Origin of the sequence: Vogesella sp. XCS3 (assembly GCF_020616155.1) — a bacterium.
GTDB lineage: Bacteria > Pseudomonadota > Gammaproteobacteria > Burkholderiales > Chromobacteriaceae > Vogesella.
Genome location: NZ_CP085530.1, coordinates 2,458,583 through 2,474,560 on the forward strand (window position 1 = coordinate 2,458,583; position 15,978 = coordinate 2,474,560).

9 protein-coding genes are annotated in these 15,978 nt (G+C 63.6%); 5 read left to right on the plus strand and 4 right to left on the minus strand.

The features are described 5' to 3' along the window. Nucleotides 1-47: 47 nt before the first annotated feature. Nucleotides 48-3,170, plus strand: coding sequence for an EAL domain-containing protein (locus LCH97_RS11785; protein ID WP_227301856.1), 3,123 nt, complete (start codon nucleotides 48-50; stop codon nucleotides 3,168-3,170). Nucleotides 3,171-3,227: 57 nt separating this feature from the next. Here LCH97_RS11785 and LCH97_RS11790 read toward each other — a convergent pair whose 3' ends face one another. After that, complete coding sequence (locus tag LCH97_RS11790) at nucleotides 3,228-7,040, minus strand: translocation/assembly module TamB domain-containing protein (protein WP_227301857.1); 3,813 nt, start codon at nucleotides 7,038-7,040, stop codon at nucleotides 3,228-3,230. After that, complete coding sequence (locus LCH97_RS11795; protein WP_227301858.1) at nucleotides 7,037-8,761, minus strand: autotransporter assembly complex family protein; 1,725 nt, start codon at nucleotides 8,759-8,761, stop codon at nucleotides 7,037-7,039. Before LCH97_RS11795 ends, LCH97_RS11790 begins: the two co-directional genes overlap by 4 nt. 175 nt (nucleotides 8,762-8,936) lie before the next feature. Here LCH97_RS11795 and LCH97_RS11800 point away from each other — a divergent pair, with 175 nt between their 5' ends. After that, on the plus strand, nucleotides 8,937-9,338 hold the full coding sequence (locus LCH97_RS11800) for a VOC family protein (protein ID WP_227301859.1): 402 nt from the start codon (nucleotides 8,937-8,939) through the stop codon (nucleotides 9,336-9,338). Between the two features lie 127 nt (nucleotides 9,339-9,465). On the opposite strand, the gene LCH97_RS11805 is transcribed toward LCH97_RS11800, so the two are convergent. Beyond that, on the minus strand, nucleotides 9,466-10,119 hold the full coding sequence (locus LCH97_RS11805; RefSeq protein ID WP_227301860.1) for a hypothetical protein: 654 nt from the start codon (nucleotides 10,117-10,119) through the stop codon (nucleotides 9,466-9,468). 128 nt (nucleotides 10,120-10,247) lie between these two features. Here LCH97_RS11805 and trxC point away from each other — a divergent pair, with 128 nt between their 5' ends. The 3 genes from trxC to LCH97_RS11820 all read left to right on the plus strand — a co-directional run bounded on the left by trxC (nucleotide 10,248) and on the right by LCH97_RS11820 (nucleotide 14,065). Further along, nucleotides 10,248-10,697, plus strand: coding sequence for a thioredoxin TrxC (gene trxC, locus LCH97_RS11810; RefSeq protein ID WP_227301861.1), 450 nt, complete (start codon nucleotides 10,248-10,250; stop codon nucleotides 10,695-10,697). Nucleotides 10,698-11,312: 615 nt separating this feature from the next. Further along, nucleotides 11,313-13,139 carry an autotransporter domain-containing protein gene (locus LCH97_RS11815; protein ID WP_227301862.1) on the plus strand — a complete coding sequence of 609 codons (1,827 nt, stop codon included), beginning with the start codon at nucleotides 11,313-11,315 and terminating at the stop codon, nucleotides 13,137-13,139. Nucleotides 13,140-13,201: 62 nt separating this feature from the next. Further along, nucleotides 13,202-14,065 carry an alpha/beta hydrolase gene (locus LCH97_RS11820; RefSeq protein WP_227301863.1) on the plus strand — a complete coding sequence of 288 codons (864 nt, stop codon included), beginning with the start codon at nucleotides 13,202-13,204 and terminating at the stop codon, nucleotides 14,063-14,065. A gap of 101 nt (nucleotides 14,066-14,166) precedes the next feature. Here LCH97_RS11820 and lpdA read toward each other — a convergent pair whose 3' ends face one another. Next, the gene (gene lpdA / locus LCH97_RS11825; protein WP_227301864.1) at nucleotides 14,167-15,960 is read right to left on the minus strand and encodes a dihydrolipoyl dehydrogenase; all 1,794 of its coding nucleotides are present in this window, start codon (nucleotides 15,958-15,960) and stop codon (nucleotides 14,167-14,169) included. Nucleotides 15,961-15,978: the final 18 nt, after the last annotated feature.

Consider the following 15,978-nt stretch of genomic DNA (forward strand, 5'->3'; position numbering starts at 1 on the left):
CTGCGTTTCTATAATGCACCCTCCCCCTCTCTGTACTAGGTGTTGCCGTGTCACGTTTGCCCGACCAGACCCGCCTCGCCCGCCTGCAACTGGCGGGTATGCTGAGCCTGGTAATTACCGTGGTGGTCTTGCTGGCCAGCTACTTTTTTTACCAGCAATGGCAGGATTACCAGAGCAACCGCCAAGCCGTGCAACAGCAAGCGCTGCAGCACGGGCAGACCTTCCTGCGCACCTGGGGTGACGACGCCATCATCACGCTGGACACGCTGGATAAGCAGACACATACCTTGCTGCGCCAGCGTATCCGCGAGCAAGTTGACCAGGCCCACGCCCTGGCTACCGCGCTGTATCTGACCCATGCGCACTCCAGCCAGCCTACCAGCCGCTCGCGGCGTGAAATCGTCGAGGCACTGCGCCCGCTGCGCTACTTTCATGGCCGCGGCTATTTCTTTATCGATACCTTGCAGGGCGACTGCGTACTACTGCCTACCACGCCGGCACTGGAAGGAACATCGCTACTGAATAACCGTGACGACGCCGGCACCTACATCATGCGCAGCCTGATCGCCGCCACCCAGAACGAAGCGGGGGCAGGCTTTGCCAGCTACCGCTGGTACCGCCCCGGCGAAAAGCGCATGGCCGAAAAAGTAGCCTACGCACGGCGTTTCGAGCCCTTGGGCTGGCTGATCGGTGGTGGCGAATACGTAGACAATGTGGCCAAAGACTTGCAAACGCAGGGCCTGGCGCTGCTGGCGCAAATGCGTACCGGCCAGCGCGGCGGCTTTATCGTGCTGGACCAGCAAGGCCGGCAACTGCAAGGTTTTCTGCCTGGCAAGACCACGCTTGAAACCCGCCTGCAGCAACGCCTGCAGCATGCACCACTTGGCAGCTTCGTCGATTTCAGCCTGCAAGGCGTGCCATACACCGCCTACGTTGGCCGCATGGCCGCCTGGGGCTGGCGCGTGATTGCCGTCGCCCCCAGCAGCATGCTGCTAGGGACGGACGACAAGCTGCAGCATCGCCTAGGCGAGCAAACCCAGGCCCGCGTACTGGCCACGCTGGGTATCTTTGTGGCTGCCTTGCTGCTGGCCGTGCTGTTCTCGCTGTATTTCTCGCGCTGGATGCGCCAGCTGGCCGATGGCTACCGCCAGCAAATTGAAAGCCGGCAAAACGCGCTGGAGCAAAACGCGCGCGAAATCGAGCTGACCCGCTACATGAGCGACAGTGCGGCCGACATCATCGTGCTGTGCGATGCGCAAGGCCAGGTGGCTTACCGCAACCAGCGCGCACGCGAATGTTTTGACGGCTGCGAGCAGGACACCCTGCAGCAATTGTTTGCCAGCACCCTGCCCGATGGCGATAGCGCCGAGCTGCAGCTGATGTGCTGCCACGGGCCGGTGATGCTGGAAGTGAAACTCAGCACGGTAGACTACCGGGGGGAGCAATACCGCTGCGCCACCGCCCGTGACATTGGCTCGCGCATCGAACAGGAACGCGAGCTGCGCCTGGCGTCCAAGGTATTTGAAGCCAGCACCGAAGCCATCGTGATTACCGACCCCGCCAGCCGTATCGTGGCGGTGAACCAGGCCTTTACCGCCATCACCGGCTACAGCGAAGCCGAGGCCCTGGGCCAGACCCCGGCCCTGCTCAGCTCGGGCAAGCACGACGCCGACTTCTTCCACGACCTGTGGAACCACCTGACGGCGCGCGGCCAGTGGGCAGGCGAGATCTGGAACCGCCGCAAAAGCGGCGAAGTCTACCCCGAGTGGCTCAGCATCAACGCCCTGCGCGATAGCCACGGCACGCTCACCAACTATATCGCGCTGTTCTCCGACATCAGCGAGCGCAAGGAAGCCGAAGCGCGCGTACAGCACCTGGCCGAGTACGACTACCTGACCGACCTGCCCAACCGCCTGCTGCTGATGGACCGCCTGCAGCAATCGCTGCGCGTGGCCGAGCGCAGCCGCCACAAGGTGGCCGTACTGTTCATGGACCTGGACCGTTTCAAGAACATCAACGACACCCTGGGCCACGCCACCGGCGACACCTTGCTGCAAGAAGTGGCACGCCGCACCCGCGCCGTAGTGCGCGAAATGGACACCGTTGGCCGCACCGGCGGCGACGAGTTCGTGATGATCCTGCCCGAGCTGGCCGACAACGCCCAGGCCGCACTGATCGCCGAGCGCGTACTGGACACCCTGCGCCAGCCCTTTGTGCTGGATGGCCACCAACTGGTGATTACCGCCAGCATCGGCATATCCATCAGCCCGGACGATGGCAAGGACGCCCAGCTATTGCTGAAAAATGCCGACATGGCCATGTACGAAGCCAAAGCACAGGGCCGCAACAACTACCGCTTCTTTACCGAACGCATGACCGCCGAGGTGCGCCAGCGCCTGCTGCTGGAAAACCGTCTGCGCGGCGCACTGGCACGCCAGGAGCTGCACCTGATGCTGCAGCCCAAGTTCTGGGTAGCCGACCGCCGCCTGTCCGGCTTCGAGGCGCTACTGCGCTGGACCGATGCTGACGGCGTAGCCACCTCGCCGGCCGAGTTCATCCCGGTGGCGGAAGAGTCCGGCCTGATTGTCGAAATCGGCAGCTGGGTGCTGCGCCAGGCCTGCCAGCTGGCTGCCAGCTGGCCCGCCCCGGCCAACGGTACCGCGCTGACCATGGCGGTGAATGTCTCCCCGCGCCAGCTGGCGCAGCCGGGCTTTGCCGAGCTGGTAGCCAGCATCCTGCGCGACACCGGCCTGGCGGCAGCGCAGCTGGAAATCGAAGTCACCGAAAGCGCCTTGCTGGAGCGCACCGGCAACGTGAAAGCGGCACTGGATGGCTTGAAAGCGCTGGGCGTGCGGCTGGCGGTGGATGATTTCGGCACCGGCTATTCCAGCCTGGCCTATCTGAAAGACTTTGCGCCCGACACGGTAAAAATCGACCGCTGCTTTGTGACCGACCTGCAAAACCGCCACGACAACGCCGCCATCGTGCTGGCCATCATCACGCTGGCCAAGAGCCTGAAGATGGAAGCGCTGGCCGAAGGGGTGGAAACCGAGGAAGAGTTGGCCGCACTGGCGCGGCTGGGCTGCGAAGCCGTGCAAGGCTACCTGACCGGCCGGCCGTTGACCCTGGATAGCGCCGCCGGGCTGGTAGCGGCTACCGCCCGGCCCTGACGCACCCGCCCCTGCCGTGCCAGGCTACTGCGGCCCGGCACGGCAAGGTAGCGGCGGCTAGTCAAAGCGCAGCGTATAGCGCAGCTCCGACGACACCTCGTAGCCCAGGCGCCCCACCAGCGACAGCTTCTGCGACAGCTGATAATTCAGGCGGATGGCTTGCTCCGCGCTGCGCAGACCGTACTCGTAGCCCACGTACAGCTCGCGCGTCAGCTGCTTGCCCAGCACCACCACCTGCTCGGCCGGGCTGACCGTGCCGGTGGCGCTGGTACTTTCGGCGCGCGACTGCACGCCCACATCGTCGAACAAGCCAACCTTGTCGTTCACCATCCCTGCCAGCAGGCCACCGGCCGAGGCGCCGGCAATATCGCTGTCGCGCTCGCCGCTGGTGGCGGCACGGTTCAGGATCAGCCAGGACAGCTTGTCTTTTTCCGACATGGCCTCGTCGGCCACCAGTTTTACCGTGGGCGTCAGCACCGAACCGGTGATTTCCACCCCGGCACCGACCTGCGACATGCGCCGCTTGGCGCGGATATCCAGCGACGGGTTATCCAGCGCGCCGGTAAAACTCACCACGCCACGGTTGATGTCCAGATCCTGGCCGTAAGCCTTGAAACGGCCCTTGTCCACGCGGATCTGCCCGCGCGCCTGCAGTTGGCCGCCAGGCTCGGCCAGCAGGCGGATATCGCCGCCCAGCCAGGCGTCCAGGCCATTACCGGCAAAACGCACGTCGTCCGACAGCGTCACCGTGAGATCCAGCCCCAAGGGCAGGGTCTTGCCGCCTTCGTCTACCGTGCGCCCTACCACGTAGACATCGGACGACAGCTGCGGGCCGCCCAGCTTGGGCAGGTCGAAGCGGCCGTGGTCTACGGTAAAGTTGCCACGCACCATGGCCCGGCCCTGCTCGATGCTGATCTTGCTGCTACCCGACACCAGCAGGCGCCGCCCGGGGCGGTCCAGCACGGCAAAGCGGTTCAGCTTCAGGGTGACGGCGGCCATGGGGGTATTGCCATCCAGCGCCAGCTCGCCGCTGGCCGACAGCTCCGCGGCGCGGCCAAACTGCAAGCGGTCGATCAGCAGGCTGCGGTTTTGCAGCCGCGCCGCCAGCACGCCTTCTTCCAGCCGGATGCCGTTCTTGCGCTCCACAAAGCGCAAGCCCTGGCCGCCGAGCGTACCGCCCAGCTGTGGCGCCAGTAAGGGGCCTGCCAGCGTGAGGTTGGCCGCCAGGCTGCCATCCAGCTCGGTACCGGCCGGCATGCGGCTTTGCAATATCGCCAGCGCGGGCACGGCGGCATTCAGGCGGCCATTGATGCTGGCACCATCCAGGCTGGTGCTGCCTGCCGGCAGATTGATGCTGCCTTCGCCGCCGACACGGCCAAAACGGGTATCCAGCTGCAGGCTGAAGGGGGCGTTTTCCCCCAGCCCCAGCTGCAGCATGGCACGGCTCAGCCCCAGGCTTTGTGCCGGGTGGCTGCCCTGCGCCGGCAGGATGAGGTCGCCACTGAGGCGCTGCAGCGCAATCTTGCCCTGCGGCAGGCCGTGCTGGCCGGCCAGCGACCATTGCCCGGCCAGCACCAGGTCTTGCTGCAGCGGGGGCGTCCACCACGGCGCCAGCGCCGAAAGCGCCAGGGCATTAACCTGCCCCTGGCTACGCCAGCCAGCTGCCTGCTGCCAGCTGGTATCGCCCAGCTGCCAGCTGCTGCCCAGCGCCTGCCAGCGGCTAGGCGCCAGCGTCACGCTGTCTTGTGCCAGCTGTAGCGCGGCCGGGGCGGCCAAACGTAGCGGCACGGTACCGTCTGCCTGCAAGCTGGCCAGCGTACCGCGCCAGCGCAGGGTGTGGGTATCCAGCCCGCCTTGCAGCGCCAGGCTCAGCGTTTGCGGCTTGCCTTGCAGCTGGCCACGCAAGGCCAAGCTCAGCTGGTGCGCGGCGCGTACGCCGCTGCTGTTCAGGGTGATGTCGTCCAGGCGCTGGCCGCCGGCCTGCAGGCCGCGCCCTTGCAGCATCAGGCGGAAGGGGCTGTCTTCGGCGGTACCACTGCGGCCGTCGGCGTCCAGGCTGGCCAGTTGTACCCCGCCGGGCAAGGCCAGGCGGCTAGCCTGCACTTGCGCGCTGATATCCGGCCGCGCCGGTGTGCCGGCCAGCGCCAGCCGGGCGTTAAGCTCGCCGGAGAAGGCGGGCCCCAGCGGGCTCAGGTCGGGTGCGGCCAACTGCAGCTTGAGGGTATCGCCCGCCACGCCGTAAGCGCCTTGCGCCTGCAGGCGGTTGCGGCCCAAGCTCAGGTCGGCGTTGACCGCGCTGATACGCTGCGTTTGCCATTTCAGCGCCAGCTGGCCACCCAGTGCGGCACCACCGAGCTGGCTGGGGGCAAATTTAAGCGATACATCACCCTGCGGCTGGCTGGCCAGGCGGGCGCTGGCCAAGAGTTGGCCGTTGATATTGCCACGTGGCAGGCGGGCATCCAGCAGGCCGGGGTCGAAGCTGATAAAGCGGCCGTCAAACCCCAGCGCCTTGTCGTCGATCAGGTATTGCCCCTTGCCCTGGAAACGGCCCAGCCCGGTGCGCAGCAGCAAGTCGTCCAGCTTTACCCGGCGCGGTTTCTCGGCCAGGGCCACGCGGCTTTCCACCGCCAGCTTGCCACTGGCCAGTTTCAGGGCCAGTGCCGGCAGCTGCGGGCTGCCGCTCACCGCCACGGTACCGGACACCTTATGCGCCGGCAGGCTGCTATCCACCGCCAGGCTATCCAGCCCGGACAAGCCCAGCTGCAGCGCCAGCGCACTGGCACTGGCCTGGCCGCGCAGGGTGACCTGGCCACCGGCCAGCTGCGCCGTCAGGCCGGGCAGCTGCAAGGTGTCTTTATGAATACGGAAATCGCCCCACAGCAAAGACAGCGGCAGGCGCTTGGCCGATAAGGCACCCGGCTGGCTGTTTACCAGGCTAAGGCCACCGGCAACCGTGTCGGCGTCTTGCGGCTTCAGCTGTACCGACAGCGCCAATGCCGCCTGCGGCCAGGCGGGCTGGAAGGCTTGCGGGTTGATGCCACCCACGCGCAAGTCCAGCTGGCGCAGGCGGCGCAGCGGGGTTACGTCAAACGGTGCCAGTTTGCCGTTCAGCGCAATCAAGAGGCCGCGGGCGTTGATCTCGCCCTGCAGCTGCGGCAGCAGCAGGCTGCCGCTCATGCCCAGCTGGCCCTGTGTGGCCACGTCGTCCAGCCGCCCCTGGTAATGCACTTTGCCTTGCAGGGCAAAGGGCGAGGCGTCGCCCAGTGCCAGCTGCCCGCCCAGCGCCCCCCACTGGGTGCCCAGCTGCGCGAGCTGCAGCTGGTGCTGCGCTGCCTGGTAGCGGTAACTGGCCTGCAGATTTTGCAGCTGCAGCTTTTGTGCCGGCAGCTGCAGCTGCGCCAGACTCAGGCTATCGAGGCGGATGGCCAGCGGCAGGCTCAGGTCAGCCGGCGGCTGCGCCGGTTTGGGCTGCGGGTCGGGCCGGCTTTGCCAGCTGACCGTGCCTAGCGCCAGCTGGCGGATGTGCAGCTGGCGCTGCCACAAGGCCTGCGGCTGCCAGTCCAGCGCCAGCCGGCTGATGCCAAGCTGGCTATCCGGTGTTTTCCAGCGCAGGTCTTGCAGGGTAAAGCCCTGCCACAGCGTGCCTTGCACGCGGCCAAGCTGTAGCTGGCCGGCGCTTAGCTGGCTGGCCCAGCGCCACAGCGTGGCAAAGCCGCTAGGGGTGGCAGTCAACCACCAGCCGCTGGCACCCAGCAGCAAGACCGGCAACAAACAAAGCAGCCAGAATAAGCGCCCCAGCAGGCGGCGGCGCGGCAGCGCCGGCATGGTGTCTTCTGGCGGCGTATCGGGGGTGGGGTGTTGCGGGTTCAAAATGCCAATCCCAGGTTCAGGTTCCAGCGCCAGCGGTGGTCGCGCTCGCCGCGGGCAATATCAAACGCCAGTGGCGCAATGGGGGTAAGCCAGCGCGCACCGGCGCCCCAGCCCTTGGCCACGCGCACGTCCTGCCAGCTGTTGGCCGCATCACCAGCGTCGTAAAACAGCGCGGCCCGCCAGTCACGCGTGACAGCGTACTGGTATTCCACGCTGGCCGTGGCCAGCACGCGCCCGCCGGTAATGGCACCAGTGCTATCGGAGACGCCCAGGCTCTGGTAGTTGTAGCCACGCACGCTGTTGACGCCACCGGCCTTGAACAGGCGCGAAACCGGCACTTCCGTGCTGTCTTGCGCCCAGACCTGGCCGGCTTCCACGCGGGTAACCAGTGTGCTGCGCGGCAGAAAACCCGGCGTCCAGTAATTGGACAGGCGCAGGTAGCCGCGGCTAAAGCGGGTATCGCTGGCCACATTCCCTACCGTGGTAGCCGCCTGCGCTTCGATCAGGTAGCCGCGGCCAGGGCGCAGGGCGTTGTCGATGGCGCGCTGCGTCCAGCCATAGGACACCAGGATGGCGCGGTTGTCGCGGGTCCGCGTCTGGGCCAGGGCTTCTTTTTCCACCAGATACTCCAGCCCCAGCCGCGACTCGATATTGCCGACCTGGCGGATACGGAAAACGCCCGCCTCGCTGGCGTCGGTCACGGTGTTGTCGGCTTCGGTATGACGCTGCTTCAGGCCGATGGCGTGGGAGTAGCCGCTAGCGGTACGCGGAAAGCCCAGGCCCAGGTCCAGCTGCTGGCGCGACTTTTTCCAGTCGTACACCACCGAGCCGGTGTAGCCGCGCTTGAAGATGTTGTAGTGCTCGTATCCCAGGCGGATACCGGCACCGTCGCCGGTACTGTAGTTCAGGCCGGTATCCAGCTTTTGCCTTTGCATCTCGGTCACCTTGACCTGGATAGGCACCCGGTCATCCTGGCGTTCTTCCCACAGCGGCGCCACCACCACATTGGTGTAGTGGCTGTCGCGCTCCAGGCTGGCCTGGTAGTCCAGCATATCGGCCTGCTTGTACGGGCCACCCTCGCGGAAGTTGGCCTGCCCGCGTATCACCTGTTCCGGGTAGCGCTGCGCGCCTTCTATCTGCAGCGGGCCGTAGCTAATGCGCGGGCCGCTATCCACCACTACATTCAGCTCGGCGCTATGCTTGGCAGGGTCGATATCCGCCCGAGCCTCGGTAATCTTAGCCAGTGGAAAGCGTTCCAGCAGCAGCGGGCGCAGTACACCTTTCTTGCTGCTATCCCAGTCGTCCTGGCGGAACTGGCCACCAATGGGCAGCACCCACTCGGCCAGCGCGGTACTGATGAAGCGCCCGTAGTCTTCTTCCTGCCGTACCGGCCCTTGCAGGCTGACGTTCACGTCGTAAACCATCACCGGCTCGCCCGGCTCCAGCTGCACCCGTACGGTATTACCCTCGCGCTGCACGGTAACGTTGGCCGCAAAATAGCCTTCGGTTTCCAGCAGCTTTTTCACTTCGTCCGGAGTGCTGGCAATCATGGCCTGCAGGTCGCTTTCGCGCAGCGCCTCGTCCTCGCGCAATTGCGTCAGGTCGAGGTTGTTTTGCAGCAGGGTTTTCAGGCTGTCAGGCGCAACAATTTCTACCTGGTAATCCAGAGCGGACCAGGCAGACGGGGACAGCAAGGCAAGCAATAGCAGGGCGCGGCGCATGATGACAGACGGGGGTGAGCAGGACGCTCCATGTTAGAGCAGATAGCGCTTAATGCAAAACCAGCCACTCGGTAATATTGCCATCCTGGCAATTTTCGATAATTGGCAATTGGCTTTTCAGCGATAAACTTCGCTATTGGCAACAAAACCCCTCTGACCATGGCAAAGGAGCCCTATGTCTACCCTGCTTTCACGCGTGGCCCTGGTGGTGCGCGACTACGACGAAGCCATTGCCTGGTTTACCGGCAAACTGGGCTTTAGCCTGCTGGAAGACACCCCCCAGGGCGATAAACGCTGGGTGGTGGTGGCGCCACCCGGCGGCAGCTGTGCACTACTGCTGGCACGTGCGGCCAACCCGGTGCAGGCCGGCTTTATCGGCCACCAGGCTGGCGGGCGGGTGTGGCTGTTTCTGGAAAGTGACGACTTCCACGCCGACTACCAGCGCATGCTGGCCGCCGGGGTACGCTTTTGCGAAAGCCCGCGCCACGAGGACTACGGCTGGGTGGTGGTGTTCGAAGATTTATACGGCAACCGCTGGGACCTGCAGCAACGGCACGCCCCTGCTGCGGGTGCGTAACAGCGCCGCCCTATCTGGCAAAGGTTGGCCGCCGCAGGGCACGGCGCCGCTGGCGCAGACGGTGTTGCGGCCAACCTTGCACAACGGTGTTTTACCAGCCGCCCGCCCCTGATCTGGCAATTGCTAGCTAACGCTGATAACGCAGCGCTTGCCCTTCCAGCTCCATCAGCAGGGCCTCGCCCTCTACGCGCAGGGTAGCCTCGCGAAATGCCTGCGGCAGCACATAGGCGGTGTCATCTACCGCAAAGGCGGCGATGCGCTCGCGACTGCGCGCCTCAGGTACCGCCAGCCATTGCGGTGCCGCCTGGCTACCGGCACGGCGCAGGCCTGCCCGCACCCAGCTATCACCGGCCGGCACCGTCACTTGTGCATCGCCATTGCGGTCGGTTACCGCGCGCAGCTCGCGGCCGCTCTGGCCGACAAAGTGCACCTCCACCCCGCTCATCGGCCCCACGCGCGGCATGCCCACAATCGCCACCCAGCGGCCATCTGCCGGGGGCTTGCGCAGGTTCAACTCGCCCTCATCGAACACGCGGTATACCGGCTCGGCCTCGGGCGCGCTGGCCTTCAGCTGCACCTTGTCGCCCTGGCGCTGCCAGCGCCCCTGGGCAAAGCGGTCGACCGAGCCGTAGCTGATCATCCACTGGAATGCGCCGTCGGGGCGCAGCAGCAACTCGGAACCCACCTCGCGCACGCCGCTCAGGTAGTAATGCCCCGCCACCTCCCCCGCCTGCACCGCCGCGGCCAGCAACAGCAAGCTCGTGCCCAACCATTTTTTCATGCGTGTCTCCCTGCGTTAGCCAGCAATTATGCCAATAAACTGGCAGAGCTGCGGCCAACATTCTGTCACCCTTGAAACTGTCGGGCCCGCACCGATATGCAAACCAGACAGCCCACGGAACCCCGCATATGACTACCAGCCCTCACCAGCACCTGGTGTGCCCTCACTGCGACGCCATCAACCGCCTGCCCGCCGCGCGCCTGCAAGACCAGCCCAAATGCGGCCAGTGCCACCAGCCGCTGCTGCACGGCAAACCGCTCACGCTCACGGTGGATAACGCCGAACGCCACCTCAGCCGCAACGACATTCCGGTCGTGGTGGACTTCTGGGCCCCATGGTGCGGCCCCTGCCAGATGATGGGCCCGGCCTTCGCCCAGGCCGCCGCCGCCATGCCGCAGCTGCGCTTTGCCAAGATCGACACCCAGAGCGAAACCACGCTGGGGCAGCGTTTCAACATCCGCAGCATCCCCACACTGATCCTTTTTGTGAACGGCCAGGAAGTACAACGCCAGGCCGGCGCGATGGATGCGGCCAACATACAGCGCTGGGTACAAACCGGGCTGCAAGCAGCCCGCTAGCTGGCCACACTGGCCGCTGTCGTCTAGCGCACCATGAGCGCAATGACGATAGGGATTAATCGATGGCGCCAGGCATCAGCACTGTTCATTTTCATACCACCTTGCCTTGTCTGGCTTTACGGCCAAGAACATGTGCTACCGCGTACTTACTCACGGCATCGGTCTACGCGTCATGCCGGTGCCCCATCCGCCATAGCGGGCTGCCAGACGTCAACAACCGGGTTGGCACGCTGCCCTGCTACATCCCATCCCGCTGCGTATTAGCGGTTCCCCTGGCATACCGTTTACCCACTGCATAACCGACGCGCCGACCGGCCCTGATTGGCACCCTGCTGCACCAGTCATCCAGCTCATACCCGCTCTCCGCCACGATTTGGCATCAATCCAAGCGGCGTGATAGCCGTTGTGCGACGCGGCCCTAGCCCGCCAAGCCACGTGTCGGCAAGACCTTTCGACATGGGTAAGTGGCGCGATATCGCACAAGTTAATTTGATTTCAGTTTAAATAGAACATATGTTTTTATACATTTTATTGAAATGTATCGATTCATTTTCTAGGCTGAAACATATAACAACACGCGAGTAACAACACGCGAGCCACTCCTGGAGATCCTGCATGAAACTCAAGACCATCGCCTTTGCCTGCTCCTTGGCACTCCCCCTGTCTGCTATGGCTGCCAATGTGCTGATCTACGATTACCGCGCTGCCGGTAACGAAGCCACGGGCCTTGCTTCGGTACAAACTGCTCAGGGTAATACGCCGACAACTATAGATATCAGCAGCAACTACGCGAGCTATACACCAACAGGCCTGTCGTCTTACGGCCAGGTTTGGGACCTTGGAGCAAACAAGCCGATCTCTACCGAGCAACGCGCGGCTTACACCAGCTACCTGAACAGTGGCGGTACGCTATTTCTGATGGGGGAAAACGCTGGTTTTGGTGCCACACGCAATGCAGCGATCGTCGAGCTCATCGCTAGTCTGGGTGGCGGTACGCTTGGTGCAATCACAGCCACTAGCACTACGGCGACAACTGTGAACGACGCGTTCCGTATCAACAACCAGACAAACAGTGTGAAGTTTCCTGCCAGTGGGCTATTTCCCTCGGCAGGTACCGGCACCTGTATTACTGCCGATTGTGCCGCAGTTGCTTGGGGGGTAGGCACGCTGGCCAACGCACCGACCGGCACCGTAATTTCTGTACTGGACGTAAATTTTCTGCAAACCAACTACCTGGATAACCCGAACTACCCTGGCATCAGCGACTTTGTGAAAAACCTGATTGCCTACCTGGCACAACAGGGTCAGATCGCCAGCGGCGGCGGCGGCGGCGGCAGTGGTTTGCGTGTACTGGTAGCCAGCAACAACACCAAAAACAACCCGGCTTTTGGTGCAGCCGCGGTGATCGATGCCAACTCCAACCTGCTAGCCATCTTTACTAATGCCAATCTGTCTGGCGACCAAGCAGTCTCCAACGCGGCATCACAAGTATTGCCGCTACTCACCGGCGGCTCGATGGCAGCTACAGGCAATGCTTTGGCCGGCATTAACCGTGTCATCCAGTCTCGTCTGGACTCTAGTCGTGGCTTGTCATCTGGCGAACAATTCTTTGGCGATAAGTATGTCTGGGTAAAACCTTTTGGCTCCTGGGCCAAACAGGATGACCAGCAGGGTGTATCTGGCTTCAAATCCACGACCACAGGCATGGCGTTTGGGGTGGATGGCAGCCTGAATGACCGACTGCGCCTGGGGGTGGCAGCCGCCTACGCCAACGCCAACGTGGACAGCAATTCGTCTATTGCCAAACAAAGTGCCGACGTAGAGGTGTTCCAGTTGGTAGGCTATGGCAGCTACAGTTTGGGCACAAACACCGAGCTGAACTTCCAGGCTGACGTGGGGCAAAACAACAGCAAGGGACAACGCACGATTGCCTTCACCAACACGACAGCAAAATCGGACTTCCGCAGCTATACCAGCCACTTGGGAGCCAGTATCGAGCGCGCCTATCAGCTAAACGCAAAAACCACACTCTCGCCATCGCTGCGCGCAGACTATACATGGATCAAGGATCAAGCATATAAAGAAGCCGGAGCCGGTCTACTGAACCTCAATGTGGACAGCCGCGATACAGAGGAGCTGGTACTAGGCTTTGATGGCAAACTCAGCCATCAACTTAATGACCACACCAGCATAGCGGCCAACCTGGGCGTGGGGTACAACACCCTGGCCAAACGCTCCAGCATTACTGCCAGCTTTGCCGGTGCCAGTAGCGCGGCCTTTACCACCTACGGTCTGGACCCGGACCCGTGGACTGCGCGCGCCGGGCTGGGTATCACGCACGTAACTAGCCAAGGGACGGAAATCACCCTGCGCTATGATGCTGAACACCGTGAAGCCTTCCTGAACCAGACTGCATCGCTCAAAGCTCGCTGGTCTTTCTAAACACCTTAGCAAACCGGCCACAGCCCTCTACGCTGTGGCCGTTGCCGCTTACCCTGCCGCCCATGAATGCTCGCCGTGCGCTGAAACACCTGTTGACCTGCGTGCTTCTGCCGATGCTGGCAGCCTGTCAGAGCTTGCCAGACCTGGCAGTACGCACAAACACTGCGCAACAACTGGCCAAGGCCAAGGACTGGCAAACCATCACCCTGCCCAGCACCACCTTTACCCTGCAAGGCTTCGGGCCGCATCCTGGCCAAACGTATCAGACACTGAGCATCTACATAGAAGGTGACGGCTTGGCCTGGCTCTCCGCCAGACAACCTTCGTTCGACCCTACTCCGCTGAATCCGCTAGCCCTGCGGCTGGCACTGGCCCAACCACAAGGCCAGGCCGCCTACCTGGCAAGGCCATGCCAATACCAGGCCAGGCCAGACCCGCTGTGCCAGATGCCATACTGGACCCACACCCGCTTTGCCAACGAAACCGTCGATGCTACCAACCAGGCCATCAGCCAGCTCAAGGCACGTTACGGCGCCACACGCTTGATACTGGTGGGGTACTCCGGCGGGGGGGCGATCGCCACGCTAGTGGCGAGCCGACGGTACGATATTGCCGCGTTGGTAACCGTGGCTGGCAACCTGGAAACACAACAATGGGTGGCACACCACCGTATCAGCCCGCTGGATAGCTCGTTGAATCCGGGGGACGTCGCCGCCTCGCTACACAACACCCTACAGTGGCATCTGGTGGGGCAGCAAGATGCGGTGATGCCGATACAAATTGCACAGGCTTTCGCCCAACGGGCACCCGCCAGACAGCAATCCATCATGGTCATTCCCGGTACTGATCACAGCTGCTGCTGGGCCGAACAATGGCCGGAACTGTGGCGCAGACTGGGGTTAAGCACTAGCGACGACACGCCCTGACAGACAGCCACAGCACAAACAGCCTGCATGAAAAAGGGCAAGCCCGTGGGCTTGCCCTTTTTGCCTGGCCGTGCGGCCAAGGTTGGCCGCAGGCGCGGGGTTTACTTCTTGCGTTGCGGCGGCAGGTCGGTGCAGCTGCCGTGTGCCACTTCGGCGGCCATGCCGATGCTCTCGCCCAGGGTCGGGTGCGCATGGATGGTTTTGCCGATGTCGGTGGCGTCGCAGCCCATTTCGATGGCCAGGCAGATCTCGCCCAGCATGTCGCCGGCGTGGGTACCCACGATGGCGCCGCCGATCACCTGATGGGTCTCGGCGTCGAAAATCAGCTTGGTGAAGCCCTCGTCGCGACCGTTGGCGATGGCGCGGCCGGAGGCAGCCCACGGGAACACCGCTTTTTCGATCTTGATGCCGTCACGCTTGGCGCTCTCTTCGGTCACGCCTACCCACGCTACTTCCGGGTCGGTGTAGGCCACACCCGGAATCACGCGGGCGTCGAAGTAGGCTTTGTGGCCGGCGCAGTTTTCCGCTGCCACGTGCGCCTCGTGCACCGCCTTGTGCGCCAGCATAGGCTGGCCAACGATGTCGCCGATGGCGTAGATGTGCGGCACGTTGGTGCGCTGCTGCTTGTCTACTTCGATAAAGCCACGGTCGGTCACGGCGATACCGGCGTTTTCGGCGCCGATCAGCTTGCCGTTCGGCGCACGGCCGGCGGCAACCAGTACCAGGTCGTAACGCTGCGGCTCTTTCGGGGCTTTGGCGCCTTCAAAGGTCACGTAGATGCCGTCTTCCTTGGCTTCTACCGCCACGGTTTTGGTGCCGGTCATGATGTTGTCGAAGCGATGGGCGTTGTACTTTTCCCATACCTTCACCAGATCACGGTCCGGGCCTTGCATCAGGCCGTCCATCATTTCCACCACGTCCAGGCGCGCGCCCAGCGTGGAGTACACGGTGCCCATTTCCAGGCCGATGATGCCGCCACCGATCACCAGCATCTTGCCGGGGACGGTTTTCAGCTCCAGTGCGCCGGTGGAATCCACGATGCGCGGGTCTTGCGGGATGAACGGCAGGTTCACCACGCGGCTACCGGCGGCGATGATGGCGTTCTTGAACTTGATCACCTGCTTGGCGCCGGTCTTGTCCTGACCGCTGCCTTCGGTGGTTTCCACCTGCAGGTGGTACGGGTCCAGGAACTGGCCGACACCGCGCACCACTTGCACCTTGCGCGCCTTGGCCATGCCAGCCAGGCCACCGGTAAGTTTGCCGATGACTTTTTCCTTGTAGCCACGCAGCATGTCGATGTCGATTTCCGGCGCGGCAAACTTGATGCCGTTGGCGGCCAGGTGTTTCACCTCGTCGATCACCGCCGCGTTGTGCAGCAGCGCCTTGGACGGGATGCAGCCTACGTTCAGGCACACGCCGCCCAGGGTGGCGTAACGCTCGACCAGGACCACTTTCAGGCCCAGGTCGGCCGCGCGGAAGGCGGCAGAGTAGCCGCCAGGGCCGGCGCCCAGGACCAGCACGTCGCACTCGATATCGGCGGCGCCAGCGTGGCTGGCTGCTACCGGGGCAGCGACCGGCGCGGGGGCGGGGGCTGCGGCGGGCGCAGCCGCAGCCGGGGCGGCCACAGGTGCAGGGTTGGCCGCAGCGGCAGCACCAGCGGCTTCGATGATGACGATCACGTCACCTTCGGAGATCTTGCCGCCCACAGCGGTACGCACTTCTTTCACCACGCCGGCTTGTTCGGCCGGGACTTCCATGGTGGCTTTGTCGGTTTCCAGCGTGATCAGGCTATCGTCTTTGGCAACGGTGTCGCCTACTTTCACGAACACTTCGATCACGTCCACATTGCTGTGGCCGCCGATGTCCGGCACTTTCAGTTCAATCAGATTGCTCATGGTTTTCCATCCGCAATG

Excerpts from the sequence above, each read along its gene's own strand:
- LCH97_RS11795 (WP_227301858.1), bottom strand. The coding sequence starts at position 8,761 with ATGCGCCGCGCCCTGCTATTGCTTGCCTTGCTGTCCCCGTCTGCCTGG.
- LCH97_RS11820 (WP_227301863.1), top strand. The coding sequence starts at position 13,202 with ATGAATGCTCGCCGTGCGCTGAAACACCTGTTGACCTGCGTGCTTCTG.
- lpdA (WP_227301864.1), bottom strand. The coding sequence starts at position 15,960 with ATGAGCAATCTGATTGAACTGAAAGTGCCGGACATCGGCGGCCACAGC.
- trxC (WP_227301861.1), top strand. The coding sequence starts at position 10,248 with ATGACTACCAGCCCTCACCAGCACCTGGTGTGCCCTCACTGCGACGCC.
- LCH97_RS11800 (WP_227301859.1), top strand. The coding sequence starts at position 8,937 with ATGTCTACCCTGCTTTCACGCGTGGCCCTGGTGGTGCGCGACTACGAC.
- LCH97_RS11805 (WP_227301860.1), bottom strand. The coding sequence starts at position 10,119 with ATGAAAAAATGGTTGGGCACGAGCTTGCTGTTGCTGGCCGCGGCGGTG.
- LCH97_RS11815 (WP_227301862.1), top strand. The coding sequence starts at position 11,313 with ATGAAACTCAAGACCATCGCCTTTGCCTGCTCCTTGGCACTCCCCCTG.